The 17029-nt window shown below is 52.8% G+C and carries 18 protein-coding genes and 1 tRNA gene; 10 read left to right on the forward strand and 9 right to left on the reverse strand.

The window, feature by feature from the left end:
- Positions 1–20 precede the first annotated feature (20 nt).
- The 8 genes from AC1HCM_RS05130 to AC1HCM_RS05165 all read left to right on the forward strand — a co-directional run bounded on the left by AC1HCM_RS05130 (position 21) and on the right by AC1HCM_RS05165 (position 7000).
- Entirely contained in the window at positions 21–1358 is a 1338-nt protein-coding gene (locus tag AC1HCM_RS05130) for a heterodisulfide reductase-related iron-sulfur binding cluster (RefSeq protein ID WP_479460694.1), read from the forward strand.
- A 62-nt stretch (positions 1359–1420) separates the two neighbouring features.
- On the forward strand, positions 1421–2479 hold the full coding sequence (locus tag AC1HCM_RS05135; protein WP_479460695.1) for an FAD-dependent oxidoreductase: 1059 nt from the start codon (positions 1421–1423) through the stop codon (positions 2477–2479).
- Position 2480: 1 nt separating this feature from the next.
- Positions 2481–3281, forward strand: coding sequence for a hypothetical protein (locus AC1HCM_RS05140; RefSeq protein WP_479460696.1), 801 nt, complete (start codon positions 2481–2483; stop codon positions 3279–3281).
- Between the two features lie 11 nt (positions 3282–3292).
- Positions 3293–4054 (forward strand): 4Fe-4S dicluster domain-containing protein, encoded by a 762-nt coding sequence (locus tag AC1HCM_RS05145; RefSeq protein ID WP_479460697.1) that lies wholly within the window; start codon positions 3293–3295, stop codon positions 4052–4054.
- Between the two features lie 47 nt (positions 4055–4101).
- On the forward strand, positions 4102–5058 hold the full coding sequence (locus AC1HCM_RS05150; RefSeq protein WP_479460711.1) for a CoB--CoM heterodisulfide reductase iron-sulfur subunit B family protein: 957 nt from the start codon (positions 4102–4104) through the stop codon (positions 5056–5058).
- A gap of 11 nt (positions 5059–5069) precedes the next feature.
- Positions 5070–5474, forward strand: a complete 405-nt coding sequence (locus AC1HCM_RS05155; RefSeq protein WP_479460698.1) for a DsrE family protein — start codon at positions 5070–5072, stop codon at positions 5472–5474.
- Positions 5475–5519: 45 nt separating this feature from the next.
- Entirely contained in the window at positions 5520–5966 is a 447-nt protein-coding gene (gene gcvH, locus AC1HCM_RS05160) for a glycine cleavage system protein GcvH (protein ID WP_479460699.1), read from the forward strand.
- A 35-nt stretch (positions 5967–6001) separates the two neighbouring features.
- Entirely contained in the window at positions 6002–7000 is a 999-nt protein-coding gene (locus tag AC1HCM_RS05165; protein WP_479460700.1) for a radical SAM protein, read from the forward strand.
- Here the strand turns inward: AC1HCM_RS05165 and sfsA are convergent.
- Both sfsA and AC1HCM_RS05175 read right to left on the reverse strand, forming a co-directional pair.
- Positions 6975–7658, reverse strand: a complete 684-nt coding sequence (gene sfsA, locus AC1HCM_RS05170; protein ID WP_479460701.1) for a DNA/RNA nuclease SfsA — start codon at positions 7656–7658, stop codon at positions 6975–6977. The genes AC1HCM_RS05165 and sfsA overlap by 26 nt on opposite strands.
- The gene (locus tag AC1HCM_RS05175) at positions 7658–9196 is read right to left on the reverse strand and encodes a sigma-54-dependent Fis family transcriptional regulator (RefSeq protein WP_479460702.1); all 1539 of its coding nucleotides are present in this window, start codon (positions 9194–9196) and stop codon (positions 7658–7660) included. Before AC1HCM_RS05175 ends, sfsA begins: the two co-directional genes overlap by 1 nt.
- A 33-nt stretch (positions 9197–9229) precedes the next feature.
- Here AC1HCM_RS05175 and AC1HCM_RS05180 point away from each other — a divergent pair.
- Positions 9230–9303 (forward strand) — tRNA-Ala (locus tag AC1HCM_RS05180).
- Positions 9304–9305: 2 nt separating this feature from the next.
- On the opposite strand, the gene AC1HCM_RS05185 is transcribed toward AC1HCM_RS05180, so the two are convergent.
- Genes AC1HCM_RS05185 through AC1HCM_RS05200 form a run of 4 tightly spaced genes read right to left on the reverse strand, consistent with a single transcriptional unit; the run spans position 9306 to position 11877 of the window.
- Positions 9306–10028 carry an aminotransferase class IV gene (locus AC1HCM_RS05185; protein WP_479460703.1) on the reverse strand — a complete coding sequence of 241 codons (723 nt, stop codon included), beginning with the start codon at positions 10026–10028 and terminating at the stop codon, positions 9306–9308.
- Positions 10025–11245, reverse strand: a complete 1221-nt coding sequence (locus AC1HCM_RS05190; RefSeq protein WP_479460704.1) for an aminotransferase class I/II-fold pyridoxal phosphate-dependent enzyme — start codon at positions 11243–11245, stop codon at positions 10025–10027. Before AC1HCM_RS05190 ends, AC1HCM_RS05185 begins: the two co-directional genes overlap by 4 nt.
- Positions 11238–11600 (reverse strand): RNA polymerase-binding protein DksA, encoded by a 363-nt coding sequence (gene dksA / locus AC1HCM_RS05195; RefSeq protein ID WP_479460705.1) that lies wholly within the window; start codon positions 11598–11600, stop codon positions 11238–11240. The genes AC1HCM_RS05190 and dksA overlap by 8 nt, the downstream gene beginning before the upstream one ends.
- Positions 11601–11622: 22 nt before the next feature.
- Positions 11623–11877 carry a c-type cytochrome gene (locus tag AC1HCM_RS05200; RefSeq protein WP_479460706.1) on the reverse strand — a complete coding sequence of 85 codons (255 nt, stop codon included), beginning with the start codon at positions 11875–11877 and terminating at the stop codon, positions 11623–11625.
- Positions 11878–11908: 31 nt separating this feature from the next.
- Here AC1HCM_RS05200 and murG point away from each other — a divergent pair, with 31 nt between their 5' ends.
- Complete coding sequence (murG, locus tag AC1HCM_RS05205; RefSeq protein WP_479460707.1) at positions 11909–12961, forward strand: undecaprenyldiphospho-muramoylpentapeptide beta-N-acetylglucosaminyltransferase; 1053 nt, start codon at positions 11909–11911, stop codon at positions 12959–12961.
- Here the strand turns inward: murG and AC1HCM_RS05210 are convergent.
- The 3 genes from AC1HCM_RS05210 to rgy form a co-directional block, all read right to left on the reverse strand.
- Positions 12932–13453 (reverse strand): P-loop nucleotide/nucleoside kinase family protein, encoded by a 522-nt coding sequence (locus tag AC1HCM_RS05210; RefSeq protein WP_479460708.1) that lies wholly within the window; start codon positions 13451–13453, stop codon positions 12932–12934. The two genes, murG and AC1HCM_RS05210, sit on opposite strands and share 30 nt — an antisense overlap.
- Positions 13453–13578, reverse strand: a complete 126-nt coding sequence (locus AC1HCM_RS05215) for a hypothetical protein (protein ID WP_479460709.1) — start codon at positions 13576–13578, stop codon at positions 13453–13455. The genes AC1HCM_RS05210 and AC1HCM_RS05215 overlap by 1 nt, the downstream gene beginning before the upstream one ends.
- Positions 13571–17029: reverse gyrase (rgy, locus tag AC1HCM_RS05220; protein WP_479460710.1), on the reverse strand; the 3459-nt coding region annotated here is incomplete at its 5' end. The genes AC1HCM_RS05215 and rgy, both read right to left, overlap by 8 nt.

Consider the following 17029-nt stretch of genomic DNA (forward strand, 5'->3'; position numbering starts at 1 on the left):
AAACCGTAGGAGGTGTAGTTATGGGACATGGGAAGAGTCCTTACTTGAGATATGCGGACCCTGAACCCTTTCCAATACTTAACAAACACTCGCACTATGACCATCTCTTTGAGGAGATGCACGAGCTTGAAGAGAAGGGCGAGATCCTCGTCTACAGGATAACCGAGGAGAACAAGCCCGTTGAGGTCTTCACGAGGACGGGAAGGATAAAGACCGTTCCTACCGCAAAGCTCTGGCACCACAAGTCCTGCGGTCAGTGCGGTAACATACCCGGATATCCAGCCTCAATATTCTGGTTCATGAACAAGTTCGGGTACGACTACCTGAACGAGCCTCACCAGACATCCTGCACAGCTTGGAACTACCACGGTTCTGGAACTTCAAACCCCGTCGCTCTCGCAGCTGTCTGGCTCAGGAACATGCACCAGGCTTGGAAGACGGGCTACTACCCGCTCATCCACTGTGGAACTTCTTTCGGCTCTTACAAGGAGACGAGGGAGCAGCTCATCTTTAACAAGGAGCTCAGAGACGCCGTAAAGCCCATCCTCAAGAAGCTCGGAAGGCTCACCGAGGACGGAAGGATAGTTATACCCCAAGAGGTCGTTCACTACTCCGAGTGGGTCCACGCGGTAAGGCACAAGATAGCCGAGCTCTACGAGAAGGAAGGTAAGCCAAAGGGTATAGATGTATCCAACGTAAGGGTAGCGATCCACAACGCCTGCCACACTTGGAAGATGATGGCTGACGACTACCCCTACGATGCCGAAGTTTACAACGGACAGAGACCTGCAGCCTCAACCGCCGTTGTAAAAGCCCTCGGTGCTCAGGTCGTTGACTACTCAACCTGGTACGACTGCTGTGGTTTCGGTTTCAGGCACATACTCACAGAGAGGGAGTTCACGAGGTCCTTCGCCATACAGAGGAAGCTGAAGGTTATAGCAGAGGAGATAAAGGCAGACCTCATAGTTACCCACGACACGGGATGCACAACAACCTTTGAGAAGAACCAGTGGATAGGTAAGGCTCACGGAATGTATCACCCGGTAGCGGTCATGTCGGATGTCATGTTCGCAGCCCTCGCCTGCGGAGCCCACCCCTTCAAGATAGTCCAGCTCTACTGGAACTGCTCCAACTACGAGCCCCTCCTTGAGAAGATGGGTATAACCAACTGGAAGGAGCTCAGGAAGGAGTGGGAAGACACGGTCAAGCACATAGCTGAGCTTGAGAAGGAAGGTAAGTACGACGAGCTGATGGAGTTCTTCAAGGAGTACGACCTCTACGAGCCTTACAGCAGAACTTCCGACGGGTTCAAGAGGAAGAGGTCTGCTACTGCGGACATGCCTCTGTTCAAGTCCTGAGCTTGATAGTAAAGGGGGCGCAGGCCCCCTTTTTCCACTACATCTGATTAAGGAGGTTGGAGATGGCTAAGAGCGTTCTGGTGGTAGGAGGAGGTCCAGCGGGTCTTGCAGCGGCAAGGACCCTCGGAAAGCTCGGAATTCCCACGATCCTCATTGAGAAGGAGCAGAAGCTAGGAGGAAGACCCGTTCTTGAGGACTACCACACCCTCATACCCAGAAAGATGACCCCTCAGCAGGTCATAGGACCCTTCATTGAAGAGGTCCAGAACAATCCAAACGTTGATGTCAAGCTCGGTGTTGAGCTGGAAGCCTGTGAGGGTGAGGCGCCCAACTTCAAGGTGAAGCTCTCCAACGGAGAGGAGCATGAGGTAGCCGCAATAGTCGTGGCAACCGGATTCCAGCACTTTGATGCCAAGAGAAAGGGTGAGCTCGGATACGGCATATACCCCGACGTCATAACCAACCTTGAGCTTGAACAGATGTTCTCAAGGGAAGGGAAGCTATACAGACCTTCCAACGGGCAGATGCCCAAGAGGGTCGCCTTCGTGTTCTGTGTGGGTTCAAGGGACAGGCAGCTCGGTGTCACGAACGTCCACTGCTGTAGGTACGGATGCGCCCTCTCGGGTCTTCAGGGATCCGAGATAAGGGAGAAGTATCCGGATGTTGATGTCTTCTGCTACTACATGGACGTGAGGACCTACGGAACCTGGGAGTATCCCTTCTACTGGGCTCCTCAGGAGAAGTACGGTGTCAGATACGTCAGGGGTAGGATAGCGGAGATAACCTACAGCCCAACCGATGGAAGGCTCAGGGTGAAGCACGAGGACACCATAGTCCAGAGACCTGCGGAGATACCGATGGACCTCGTGGTTCTCGTTCTGGGGATGGAGCCCTCCGAGGGAACGAAGAAGGTTGCCAAGATACTCGGTCTTGCTCAGGACCCTGATAGCCAGTTTCTCCTCCCGGCAGAGGATGCTGGTTCAAACATAATCTCCAACAAAGCCGGAGTATTTATAGCCGGCGCCTGTAAGGGACCAATTGATATAGAGTCCTCCCTCTCCGAGGGTGAGGCTGCCGGAGCAGAAGCTGCAACGTTTATAGGAGCAAAGGTGTCAGCGTAATATGAGTGAAGAGAAGAAGGAAGGCGGCTTTAAGGCTGTCACGTTAGACGACGCCCTCATAAGGGACTACCTGATAAAGATCCTTGGTGAGGGAGAAGACTTCGCCCAAGAGTTCTATCAGGAGCTCGTGGAAAAGGCAGAGTTCTTCAGGAATACCCTCGCCAAGGAGAGGCTGCCTTCCCTGAAAGAGGAGGAGCTTGAGCAGGTATTTGACAAGATATTCGCAGCCCGAAGGAAGAAGAAAAAGATCATAGAAGAAACGGGCTTGGACAGACTCAAGAAGGCTATAAGCGACCTTCTTTACGGAGACGAGAAGGGCGGAATATTCAGGAAGAAGAAAGCCGAAGAGAGGAGCTGGGAAGAAAAGGTTGAGGAGTTTGCGAAGCAGATAAGGGGCGTGGATAGAAAGTCTGCAAGGGATATAGCTGCCGAGCTCCTCCACTTCACCTTTCCGGACAAGTACATCCTCTGGACCAGCTGGATATGGGATCCAGAGAGCGAAACTGGAGCCATAGTTTTCCTCAAGGAGGAGCCACCCACAGGGGGAAGAGGCAGACGCATGTACGGTGAGACCTACGAACAGTTCAAGCAGGTTTACGAACAGATAGCGGAGAAGCTCCAGGAGTTCGGCATAAAGGTAAAGGGATACCTGTTCGTGGACATATTCCTAGCCATGATATACGCAACCTACGTTGATTACATGACCTTATCAACTATGCACAGTGCAAAGGGCTTCTTCCCACCCGCTGGTGTGATGGCGAAGAGGCTCCTCGGGGTCAACGCCCCTGTTGAATTTACTTAGGAGGTGCAGAGATGGCTATCCACGAGAGAAGTCTCGTTGACCCGGAAAGGGTCCTGAGGAAGGACAGGCTTGTTATAGACGGTGTTGACGTTTCGGGGGACTGGAACCTCATAATACTCCCCCGTGTGGTCAACGACTACGACCTTGAGTTCTACGATGAGGTCATAGCCCAGCCTGAGGGAAAGACCATAGTGAACTGCTATCAATGTTCCTACTGCACAGCCTCCTGCCCCGTCCACAACTACTGGGACGAGAGGTACAACCCCAGGCACTTCATCTATCTCGCAAGGCTCGGGCTAATTGACGAGCTCCAGAAGCGTGCAGACGTGATGTGGAGGTGTGTATCCTGCCACAAGTGCACCCACAGATGCCCCAAAGGTGTGCTCGTGGAGGAGGTCCTCAAGGCAATCCTGAGGGTGATGGCTAAGAGGGGAATAATAGAGGAGTACCCCTCTAAGAAGTTTGACAAGTTCTTCCTTGACAGCGTTTACGAGTACGGAAGGATAGAGGACGGAGAGCTACTCTTTGGCTGGGTAGAGAAGCAGGGCTATCAGGTTGTCAAGGACCCCATACTAAAGAAGCCCATACCCTTCATAGGCGGTGTCCCCGAATGGTTGAAGGAGCTTGCCGCAAAGCCTCTGAAGAACATGAACATAGGCTTCCTTATTCTCAACGCAAAGCACATGCTCTTCCACCCGAGGACCAAGAACTGGAACAAGTTCAAGCAGGTCCTCAGGAAGGTTATGGAGGAAGAGGGAGTCTATACCCACTAAGCTAAGGAGGTGATGAGATGGCTGTAGCACAGGTTAGAAAACCGCCCATGGGCGGTATAGGAAAGAGAGTCGCATACTACCCCGGTTGCTCCCTTGAAGGGGCAGCAAGGGCTTACGATGTATCAACGAGGATAGTCGCCAAGGAGCTCGGTCTTGAGCTTGACTACCTTGAGGACTACAACTGCTGCGGAGCTATGGAGACAAAGAACGTTACCTTCTGGGGTACGATGCTCCTGAATGCAAGGAACATGTCCCTCGCAAAGAGGCAGGGACACAGCGTAATAGTAGCACCCTGTAACGGATGCTCCTTCTCCCTTCAGAGGGCTGAGTACTTCCTTGAGACCGACAAGAACGTCTTTGAGAGGATAAACTCCCTCCTGAAAGAGGGCGGTGTTGACCCTCTCTCCGATATACCTCACACCTACCACATCCTTGAGTGGTTCTATCATGAAGCCGGTCCTGAGAAGGTCAGAGAGAGGACGAAAAAGCCTCTTAAGGGTCTTAAGGTTGCAAACTACTACGGCTGTCTCTACACAAGACCCCACTTCTATGCGAGGACTTACTCCCACTCCGGAAGCGAGGAGCAGGAGAGACCGAGGATGAGAGAAACGGCGGACGACGATGAACATCCCTACTACATGGAGGCTCTCCTTGAGGCTGCTGGAGCCACCAACGTTGAGTTTGAGCCCATGCACACCCAGTGCTGCGGTGGTCCCCACTCCCTCTCCGATGAGCAGGTCTCGGAAAAGTTCGTCATGATGATACTCCAGACAGCGAAGCGCAACGGTGCGGACATAATAGCTACCGAGTGCCCCCTCTGTCACGCCTCCCTTGAGATGTACAGGCACAGGCTCATGATGAAGGGAGTGCCCGATGTTGATGTTCCCGCCGCCTACTTCACACAGCTGATGGGACTTGCCTTCGGTTACAGCGCCGGAGATGTGAAGTTAAAGGACAACCTCTCCGATCCCATACCCGTCCTCAAGAGGCTCGGTCTTGTCTGAGGTCTGGGAGAATGGAAGAGGAGAAGAAGATAGTAATACTGATGACGAGCGGTCCGAGGACACCCTGGCGGTGTGCCTCGCCCTTCTATATAGCAGCCCTGATGGCAGCTAACGACGCTGAGGTTGAGGTCTTCTTCAATATGGACGGGACCAACCTCATAAGGAAGGGAATAGCGGAGAAGATATGTCCTGTTGGAGAGGGGAACTGTTTCCCCCAAAACGGACAGAAGCCCAAGACTGTCTATGACTTCATGAGGGACGCCAAGCTCGCCGGTGTTAAGTTCTTCTCCTGTAAGCAGGCGGTTGATTCCCTCGGGCTTACGGAGGAGGAACTGATACCAGAGCTTGACGGGGTCGTCCCTGCAAGCGAATTCGCCATACGGGCAATGGAAGCTGACAAGCTAATCGTCTTCTAAATGGGATACAATAATCTCTAAATTCCAATAGACGGGAGGTGTAAAATGGCAGAGGTAAACGGATGCCAGGTCCCGGAGGACCTTCTCTACCATGTGGACCCTGATGCGAACGCCTTCACCTGGGTGAAGGACAACGGAGATGGAACCTACACAGTAGGGCTAACCTCAATCGCTGCAGCTATGGCTGGTAGGCTCGTCGCCTACACCCCAAAGAAGATAGGTAAGACAGTCAAGAAGGGTAAGAGCGTTGCGACCATTGAGAGCGGAAAGTGGGTCGGTCCCGTGCCTGCACCCTTTGAAGGGGAGATAGTTGAGGTCAATGAGGTACTCAAGGGAAATCCCGCCCTCGTTAACGACGACCCCTACGGTCAGGGCTGGATAGTCAAGCTAAAGCCGACGAACCCCGACGACATAAACCAGCTCATGAAGGGACCTGAGGCTGTGGAGGCTCTCAGGAAGGTTGCAGAGGAAAAAGGCGTTAAGTGTGGTTAAAGGGTAAGGGGGCTCTGCCCCCTTCTTAAAAAGTCATGATAGATATAGATGTTGAGATAGACGAGAGGCTCGCTCAGGAGCTGAGCGAAGGTTTAGACATAAGACTTAGAAACTTCGGCAGGAAGGTCTACTTCCACAGTCCGGGCTTCAAACACTATGAGGTTGAGGACTTCTCCATCAAAACCCCACCTAAGTTCGTTGATATATCCATAACGGGTAGAAACTGCGAGCTTATGTGTGACCACTGTGCCAGCAAGATACTCTGGCACATGATACCCGCTACAACGCCGGAGGAGCTCTGGAAGGTCTGCAGTGAGCTAAAGGAGCAGGGAGTTACGGGTATCCTGGTCTCGGGAGGCTCAAACAAAGACGGTGTAGTGGAGCTTCAGCCCTTCTTTGATACTATGAGGGCTGTCAAGAGAGAGCTCGGTATGCTCGTTACCTGCCACGTGGGTCTCGTTGATGAGGAGTTCGCCGGTGGTCTCAGGGAAGCGGAGGTTGATGCGGTTCTACTTGACATAATAGGTGCTGATGAGACGATTTCAGAGGTTTACAAGTTACCCCACAGGAGCGTGGAGGATTACGACAGGTCTCTGAGATTTTTGAAGGAAGCTGGGCTTAAGATAGTGCCCCACGTGATAATAGGTCTTCACTACGGAAGGATAAAGGGAGAGTACAGGGCTATTGACACGATAGCAAAGTACAGACCTGACGCCCTCGTCTTGGTGGTGGTTATGCCTTACTACGGCAAGGCGAAGTTTCAGCTCCTTCCTCCCCCCAGCACTGAGGAGAGTGCCAGGGTGGTTCTGCACGCCCGCAAGAGCCTGCCTGACTCGCCGATAATGATTGGGTGTGCAAGACCGGCGGGTGCGGAGAGGGTAAAGCTGGACATATACTCCCTGCTTGCAGGAGTGAACGGAATAGCCTTCCCAGCGGAGGGTGTGGTCACCTACTCAAAGGGGATAGGGCTTGAGCCAGTACTCTCTCCAAGCTGTTGTTCTACCGTTTTCATGATGGAAGCGGGAGTGATGTGAACCGGACAGGTATCTCCCTCTCTATGTATATCTCCTCAAGGCTCACCCTGCAGGCAAAAGCCTGAACCCTGTGACCCCTTCTGTAAAACTCAAGCAACAGTTCAGAAAACTCAGGGTCGGTCTCATAGTTTGGGCTGAAGAGCTCTGCATCCTCCCTCTGAACCACGAATATGACGGCTGGCTCGTACCCGTTTGCCAATGCCATCAGCTCCCTTATGTGTCTTCTCCCCCTCTCTGTCGGGGCATCGGGAAAGAGGGCTACCGAATCTCTCACCAGGTTCACAGATTTTGTCTCAACCAATATCTTGTCGTTTATGAGAAGATCAAACCTTGAACCCTTTACTCCAAACTCTGTTCTAAAGCTCTTGAGAACCCAGGGATAGCCTTCCCTTTCCATGTACTCAATAAGGAGCTTGGGGGGCATATGGGAGTCAAGGCACACAAGGGTTCTCCCCATGTCAGCTAAGATGAGCTCATACCTGTACTTACCTCCTCCCTTCTCCCTCAGATATACCCTCCTCCCTTTCCTGAGTATCTCCTTTAGCCTGCCTGTGTTCCGAAGGAGAACCTTCTCTTTTCTCCCCTCAAGCTCAACAAGACAGACGAATCTGTTCAGCCTTTCAAGGAAGAGGGCTGGTGTAAGGGCTCCGAAGTGCATCAGAACTTCTTTATCTCTATACCGTACTTCTTTATCCTGTAGTCAAGCTGTCTGAGGGTGTAGCCAAGGAGCTTAGCAGCTCTTGACTTGACGTAGCCTGTTCTTTCAAGAGCCTCCACTATCTTCTCCCTCTCGGTTGCCTGGAGTTTGTCGGGCAGGTCTGAAAGGCTTTCGGACACCGACCTTCTCCTGTAGGCTAAGATGTGGGGAGGTATGTCAACCCCCTTCACAACCCCCTCGTGCATGACCACAAGCCTCTCTACGGTGTTCTCCAGCTCCCTTATGTTTCCGGGCCAGCCGTAGTCCATGAGGGCTTCCATCGCGTCGGGGGAGAGCCTGACCTTCTTCCCGTACTTCTGGTTGAAGTTCCTGAGGAAGTGGTCAATGAGCAGGGGTATGTCCTCCTTCCTCTCCCTCAGGGCGGGAACGTAAAGGGGAACGACGTTGAGCCTGTAGTAGAGGTCCTCCCTGAACTTCCCTTCCCTGACAAGCTCGTGGAGGTCCTTGTTTGTAGCCGCGATCACCCTAACATCAACCTTCACAGTCTTTTCACTTCCAAGCCTTTCTATCTCCTTCTCCTGAAGGACCCTGAGTATCTTTGCCTGAAGGCTGAGGGGCATATCACCTATCTCGTCAAGGAAGAGGGTCCCACCGCTGGCAAGCTCAAACTTCCCCCTCTTTGAGGTATGGGCTCCCGTAAAGGCTCCCTTCTCGTAGCCGAAGAGCTCAGCCTCAAGGAGCGTCTCGGGTATAGCTGCGCAGTTTATGGTTATGAAGGGTCCGTCTTTGCGGTGGCTCATGAAGTGGATAGCCTTGGCTATAAGGCTCTTACCTGTCCCGCTCTCCCCTGTTATCAGAACTGTGCTGTCGGTTGCGGCTACCTTTTTGATGACCTCAATTAGGTTGAGGATTGCATCGCTCTGTCCGACTATGCCGTGGATATCGTAGGTCTTCTTGAGCTCCTCCTTCAGTATCTTCCTCTCCTCCTCCCACTGGAGTCTCTCCTCCTCCATACGCTCGCTGAGCCTGTAAAACATCCCTATGAGGGTCCCCAGTATCATGAGGGTCTCTATACCCCTCTCTATGCTTTCCTTGGAGGAGAAGCTCTTGAAGATTGACAGGACTCCCACTATGTCGCCACCCACCTTGACTGGAACGGATATGAAGGTCTCCCCTCCCTGGAGCTTGTCCCTGACCCTCGTCTTGTTGAGTAAGGCTGGGTTTGAGCGAAGGTCGGTCAGAACAACCGGTATTCCGCTCTTGAAAACCTTTCCCGTTATCCCCTCACCCTTCCTGAATATTCCCCTCTTTATCTCCTCCTCTGAGAAGCCGAAGGCTCCTACTATCTGGAGAGCCTTCAGATGGGGTTTGAAGAGGGCTACAAAGCTTAGCCTTACATCCCAGAAGGAGTAGAGGGTCTTGAGGATGTCCTTGACAGCCTCCTCAAAGTCGGAGCTGCCGCTCAGAACCTTCGCAACCTCGTTCACTATGGTGAGCTCTCTGGTCTCTAAGCTCTTCCTGTCTCTGAGCGTTTCCATCTTAAGAAGTAAGTATAATTTATATCCTGAGTAGGGGACGTAGCTCAGACTGGGAGAGCGCCGCCCTCGCACGGCGGAGGTCGGGGGTTCAAATCCCCTCGTCTCCACTTTATAAAAGGACTTCCCTCAGCTCCCTTAGGACCTCTCCGCTTATCTCCTTCTTCTCGCCTTCAAGGGAAAGGACGGGGACAATACCCATAAGAGAGTTGGTGAGGAAGATAGAATCCGCCCTCAGGAGGTCCTCGGGGGTGAGGTACTCTTCACGGATATCAAAGCTCCTGCTAAGGAGCTCAAGGGTGGTTCCCCGCAGGAGACCGCTCTCACGGGCTGGGGTGTAGAGCCTGTCCCCTTTCAGAAGGATGAGGTTTGAGGCGGAGCACTCCGTAACCTCCTCCCTCTCGTTGAGAACAACACCGTCAAAGTATCCTCGGTGGACAGCTTCCCTCTTCACAAGAACGCTGAAAAGGTAGCTCGTTGTCTTGTGTCTGAAGATAGGGTTGGCTGAGTGCCTCCTGTAGGGGGAAAGGCAGAGCTCAACGGTTTCCGGTGGTCTTGGAGCTTCCCTTACCTTTATATCAACCCTGTAGCCCTCTGGCTGTGCACCGTAGTAATCAGGTCCTTGCGAAAGGAGAATGTACTTGACGTAGATGTCTGTAGCACCGCCTACGGCGGTCCTTATGGATTCAAGGAACTCTTCGTAGGTAGGACAGGGGATTGAGAAGAACTCTGCCGAGCTTCTGAGCCTGTTGTAGTGGAGCTGTAGCTTTTCGTTCTCACCCCTCCAGAGGATGGTTTCAAAGAGACCCTCTCCGAACTGAAGCGTCCTGTTCATACGGTTGCCTGCAGCTTGCGGAAAGCCCTCCTTATCCCCCTGATCGCCTGCCTTATCCTCAGCTCGTTCTCAACGAGGGCAAACCTTACGTACCCCTCTCCGTACTCTCCAAAGCCTATGCCCGGAGAGACAGCGACCTTTGCCTCCCTCAGGAGGTACATTGAGAAGTCAAGGGAGTTCATACCTACCCACTCGGGTATCTTCGCCCACACGAACATGGTCCCCCTTGGTTTCTCAACGTTCCAGCCCATACTCCTGAGCCCCTCCACGAGGATGTTCCTCCTGCTCTCGTACATGCGAGCATTCTTCTCAACTATCTCGTAAGGGCTGTCAAGGGCTATGACCGCCGCCACCTGTATAGGGGTAAAGACGCCGTAATCAAGGTAGCTCTTCAGATGGGCAAGGTTCCTTATTATCGTCTCGTTCCCGAGGGCAAAGGCTATCCTCCACCCGGCCATTGAAAAGCCTTTTGACATTGAGTAGAGCTCAACAGCCACATCCTTTGCACCTTCAACCTCAAGGATTGAGGGAGGTCTGTAGCCATCAAAGGATATGTCCGCATAGGCGAAGTCGTGGACTATCCATATTCCTTTCCTCTTTGCAAAGCTAACGAGCTCTTTGAAGAATTCTCTCTCAACGCATACCGTCGTTGGGTTGTGGGGAAAGCTCACAACAACTACACCCGGGGGAGGCATGGACTCTTTAACCGTCTGGTAGAGCCTTCTGAGGAACTCCTCCTGAGGATCCTCTCCCTCATCAAAGACTATCGGTATTGACCTCACCTCCCCGCCGGCTATTATCGGGGCATAGTAGTGTATGGGGTAGGTAGGGTTGGGCACTATAACGGAGTTTCCGGGAGTGACCATCGCCAGCATGAGATGGGAATACCCCTCTTTGGCGCCTATGGTCATGATAGCTTCTCTCTCGGGGTCAAGCTTGACGCCGAAGCGCCTCTCGTAAAAATCGCAGATAGCCTTTCTCAGCCTCGGTATTCCCTTGGATGAGGAGTAGCCGTGGACGTTCGGTCTTCTCGCCACCTCGCAGAGCTTTTCAATTATATGGGGAGCTGGAGGTGTTGTAGGGTTTCCCATGCCGAGGTCTATGATGTCCTCTCCCTCCCTTCTGAGCTTGTGCTTGAGCTCGTTCACAACAGCGAAGACATACGGGGGGAGCCTCTTTATCCTTGGGAAAGCCCAGTCCATGTCCTTCTCAGTCATTCTCAAGCTCCTCTTCCAGCTCCTTGCACTCAAAGCACATCGTCGTAACCGGTCTTGCCTTTAACCTCTCGTAGGGTATCTGAGCACCGCAGTTCTCACAGACCCCGTAGGTACCCGACTCTATCTTCATGAGGGCGTAATCTATCTTGTGGATGAGGGTCGCCTCCCTTCCCTTTATCCTGAAGGTAAGGTACCTCTCCTCCTCAAGGTCAGCCCTGTCTATCTCATCACCGCCCTCAAAGGCTACGTTGGAAGGGTCCCTTATCTGCTCCTGGGCGGACTCAAGGAGCCTTTCCCTCATCTTGAGAAGGCTCTCCTTTATCTCCTTCAACTGCTCTTCGCTGAGATGCTTCAATTTCTTACCCCTTTCATATATTTTACTCCTCCCTTGTCAGCCAGTCAGCTATCACCTTTATCTCCATATCGGACAAACCCCTCCCCCAGGGACATCTCTTGGCAAGCTCAACAACATCCGAGGGGTTCCCCCTGTACTTATTCCTCAGAAGGCTGAGAGGCTTTTTAGAACCCTCAGCATGACAGCGGATGCAGTGACTTTCAAACAAGAGACGCCCTTCGGGCGTGGCTAAAGACATATATGAGAAAAGAAGTACAGCCAAGATAACTACGCTCATAGCCCACCTCCATTATAGAATTTATTGCCTGATGAGAATTCTGGTCTCTGGTGGCGGGACAGGAGGGCACTTCTTCCCAGCCCTTGCGGTCCTAAGGAAGGCACATGAGAGGAAGATAAAGACCATCTACGTGGGGACTCAGAGGGGCGTTGAGAGGACCCTTGAGCACCTGATACCGGAGGAGAAGCTCTTCTTGGAGACCTACCCTCTGAGGGGAGTATCCCCTTTGGGAAGGCTGAAAGCGATACTTGGCTTCCTGAGAGGGGTGGCTTACTTAAGGGATAGGGTAGGCGGGGAATTTCGCTCGCTTATATTCGGTGGGTACTCAAGCGTCCCCGTAGGGCTTTACACCCTGCTAAGAAGGAAGCCCCTATACATCCACGAGCAGAACTCCGTTCCGAGCATGACCAACAGGCTCTTTTCCCCCTTCGCAAGGAAGGTTTTTATAACCTTTGAATACGTGAGAAGGTACTTCAAAGACAGGAGGGTTGTCAGGACTGGTCTTCCGCTCAGGGAGGAGCTTCTGAGCACAAAGATTGATAAGGGCTCTGCCAAGGAGGCTCTCGGCTTCAGCCCTTCCGATCCTCTCATCCTCTTCATGGGAGGGAGCCAGGGGGCAAGGTTTATAAACTCCTTAGCCCTTGATTTTGCCCGAAAGACGGGTGCTCCCACCCTCCTGCTCTCAGGGGAGAAGGACTACGGAAGGGTCAAGGAGATGGCTCAAGAGGTGGAGAACCTAAGGGTATATCCCTTCAGGACAGATATGGGGCTAATATACTCCGCAGCTGAGATCGCTGTCTGCCGTGCGGGCGCGGGAACTGTATCGGAGCTGTCCTTCTTCAGGGTACCCGCCCTCTTCATACCCTACCCCTACGCTGCGGGAGACCATCAGTACTACAACGCAAAGGAGATAGAGGAGCTCGGTGGGGGTTTCGTGCTCAGACAGGAGGATGCCACCACTGACAAGGTGATAGCCCTCGTGGACAGGATAGTTGCAAACATAAGCTCAATGAGAGACGCTATCGGAAGCTTTGCAGTGCCTGATGCCGCGGACCTAATCATCAATGAGCTTCTTGAGGACTGAAGAAAGCTCTTCCCTGCTTCTCTCCGTATTGAGTTCAACGTACTCCTCCCCTTCAGGAGGCTCAAAGACCTCCCTCTGCCTGAGGTATATACCGAAGTCCGCATCGGAGACGTCCACCCTTGTGGAGAGCCTTCTCCTTATCTCCTCCTCACTTGCGGTAGCCAGAATAAAGAGGGGGTCCTCAAGCCTCTCCCTCACCAATTCCCTCTGCCACCTCCTGAGGAAGGTAGCGTCAAGGACTACCCTCTTTCCCTCTCTAAGGAGCTTTTCCGCCCTGCGGACCATCTCCTCATAGACCCTTCTCGTCATCTCCTCCGTGTATATGCCCTCCCCAAAGCCCGCCTTTGCGCTCTTCTCAGGTGTGATCCCGGCCAGCTCCTTTCTAACCACATCGCTCCTTATCCACTCGTAGCCCATTTCCTCGCTGAGTATCCTTGCCAGAAAGGACTTCCCGGAGCCAGAGAGACCGAAGATGACGACGACCCTCCTCATCACTCCCTCTTCCCAAAGAGCCTCTCGTACTTCTTCTTCCTCGCACTTCCCATGCCCTTCCAGTAAAGAAGGAGGACGCCGTGGATAATGACTAAGAACAGCAAGAGGGCTAAGACATCACTCATAGTAAAACCTCGCGGGTGTCCTTACCTCTCCCAGCTCTTTGAGTATGTCTTTAACCTTGTAGACATCCCTGAGGACTTTCATGTAATCAAGCTCACCCCTCTCAATCCTATCCATAGCCTCTTCAAGCTTCCTCGTGAGCTCCTCACTGGTGTACTCGGGGTACTTCTCCCTCAGGTAAGAGTAAACCTCAAGCCCCATGCGTGTTGGCACCAGTCTCCCCTTTACCTCTTTCACGTAGCCCCTATCAATAAGGGTCTGGACTATGTGGGCATAGGTGGAGGGTCTTCCCAGTCCTCTCCTCTTCATCTCCTGAATAAGGCTCCCCTGGGTGAAGAGGGGAACCTTTGGAACCTCCCTCAGCTCCAAAGGCTTGACATCGTAAACCTCCGCTTTCTTGAAGAGGGTGAAGGTTGGGTAGAGGAGGTCAAAGCCGTGCTCAATAACCTCAGTAACAACTTCCTCCTCCCAGTCGTAGTAGGGAAGCTCAAGGTGAAGTTTTTCAACCACAACCTTAGCGGGTCTCATCTGGGATGCCATGAATCTGTTGAATATCAGCTCATAAAGTCCAAGGGCGGACTGGGGTTCCTCAAGTTCTATGGTCCCAGCTGTTATCATGAACCTGAGCTCCTGGGGTGTTATCGGTCTGGTAGGTCTTATACACTCGTGGGCGCCCCCCTCTCCCCAGCTCCGTGGGTAGAAGAACTCTCTGCCGAACCTCTCCTCTATAAAGGGCTTGGCAACGAGGTACTTCCCCGCATCGGAGACCCGTGTTGAGTCGGTCCTGTGGTAGGTTATCAAGCCAGCCTCAAAGAGGTTCTGGAGGACCTTCATCGTAGTCTGGGCTGAGAGGTGGAGCTTCTCACTCCCGTCCTCAAGGACTGTGTCGGTTGTGTAGGGTGGAAGGGGCTTCTTCTCAACCTCCTGAGGTGAGTGGAGATATACCCTTGCGAGCTCAAGGTCTTCGTAAACGCTCTTTGCGAGGGATAGGTCCTCTATATCCGCCCTGAAGGTCTGTCCGTTTATCTCAAAGATAACCTCTCCCCTCTTTTCCTTCGCCTTCTCGTGCCTCTCAATCACCCAGCCCAAGACCGGGGTCTGGACCCTCCCTGCGGAGAACCAATTCTTGTTGAATACTTTCCAGAGAACCCTTGACAGGGTGAAGCCGACCCAGCGGTCAAGGACCCTCCTAACTATCTGTGCTTTGACAAGGTTGAGGTCAAAGTCCCTGGGGTTCCTGACAGCTTCCCAGAAAGCCTTGGGCGTTACCTCGTGGAACTCAGACCTCCTTATGTTGACGTTGAAGGGTCTGAGAAGCAGATAGAGGTCGTAGGCTATCTTCTCTCCCTCCGCATCCGGGTCGGTCGCAACGAAGACCTCATCCACCTCGTAGCCTGCCTCTCTGAGCGCCCTTATTATCTCTATCTTGTCCTCCACCTTGCCCCTGCACCTGCTTCTGAGGTAGCTGAGGTCCGTGTGCTGGATTCCCTTCTCCTTACACCTCTTTATGGTGTCGTAAACAGGTATGAACCTCCTCCTGTCCTCAAGGACCCCGAAGAAGCCCCTGTCGGTAGTGAGGTCAAGGATGTGTCCGAGGGACGCCGTTATCACGAGGAGCCTCTCTCCGAGGGGGACCTCATAGGCTATCGTATCCCTTATGAGCCTCATCTGGGGCTTTCCAAAGAAGCTCGCTATCGTCCTCGCCTTGTTGGGAGATTCAACCACGACGAGGCTTGTCTTGAAGAGGTCCTTTATCTCCTGAACTATCTTCTTCTCAAGGACGAGCCTCGCTCTCCTCCTGTCCTCATCTATCTCCCTGAGTATCTCCTCAAGGTCTATCTCTTCAAGCCTCTTGAAGACAACGTCCGATTGCATGAAGTAGGCTGAGAGCCTCCTTCTGAGAGACCTGAAGGCTTTGGGGTCGGAGTAAAAGAGTATGGATAGACCCTTTGTCATTCCACCAGCTATGAACCTTGACGTTCTCCCGGAAGCCTGTATGTAGGAGTTGGCGTCTCCCACTACCACGTAGAGCTGTCCTTCAACGCTGACGAGGGATACATCTTCGGAGCTCTCTATCTTTCTCAGGAAGTTCTCATCCCTCAGCCTTTCCTCCAGGAAGGACCTTATCTCCTCAAGCCTCTCCTTTATGCGGGGGTATCTGTCAAGGAGCTCCTCTCTGAGGGTAAGATACCTTTTGAGGTAGTTTATGTACTCCACCGCCTTCAGGCGGTCCTTCTCATCAAAGATATTAAAGAGTATCAGGAGTAAGGAGTGGAGGGTTGCAGGCTGGAGGTTTAGGCTCGTCGGGAAAACGTGCTTGGGCGGGTCAAGGAATATCGCGTACCTTATAACGTGAGGGAGGTCAAGACCACGGACAAGGGGGTTCGTTATGTGGGATATGCCGACAGCGACGTCAAACTCACCCTTTTCAAGGATGCTGTAGAGCTCCTTGGCATCGTGGTCAAGGTAGCTGACCGCCTTTATCCCTTTGCTCCTGTAATACTCAACAACGTCCTTTACCTTGTCCTTGCCGTAGAATACGGAGAGATATACGAGTCCTCCCTTGCCGAGCCTTTTTATTAGCTCAGCGGACCTTTGCAGGGCTTCATCAAGGTCTTTGACGGGCTCTGCCACGTCAACTATGTTCCTGAGCGTGGTTACAGCCTTCTGAACGTCAAAGCCAAGGAGGTTTCTAAAGAGAAAGACCCTGTTTCCCTTGGGCTTGAGGGTTGCGGAGGAGACGACGAGGACAGTATCCCTCTTTCTGTTTCTTATGGCGGACAGCCTGTCCCAGTCTTTCTCGGTCTTTTTCTCCTTGAGGGCGAGCTTTATCTCCCAGTCCTTGAAGCCTAAGAGCTTGAAGAGGTTATCAACGTTCTTTGACCTCTTGAGGAAGGAGTCTATGTCGTCAATGAATATGAAGGAGAACTTGAACTTGCTCAGGTTCTCAAAGTTCTTGTGAAGAAACATGTTTGTCCCACAGAGGACATCAAAGTCTCCGCTGAGGAACTGCTCCTTTACCTTCTTCTTTGACTCGTAAACGAGAACCTTCTTCTCAACACCAACCCTCTGCAGTATCTCCCTTATCCTCTCCCCCGCCTGATTGGCGAGAACCCTCGTGGGAAAGATGAGGAGCACCTTTGGAGGGAGAAAGGCTGAGGCTACAAGACCGAAGGTGGTCTTACCGACCCCCGTCGGGGCAACGACGGCGAAGGAGTGTCCGCGGAGAACCCTCTTTGCCCATAGCCTCTGGAGGCTCCAGGGCTTTGCACCCACAGCCCTCTCAAAGAATCCCTCAAACTCCGTGAGCTTGCTGTCCGTTTCGCAGTAGGGTTCAAGCTCTCTGAGTCTTCCAAGCTCCCTGAGTCTGTTGCAGACCTCTCCCTCTGGCTCAGGAAGGCACTTTGAACAGGGGAGTCCTTTAGAGAGCCTTTCATCGCTTATAGCTCCCCC

This window comes from Hydrogenivirga sp., assembly GCF_056450045.1.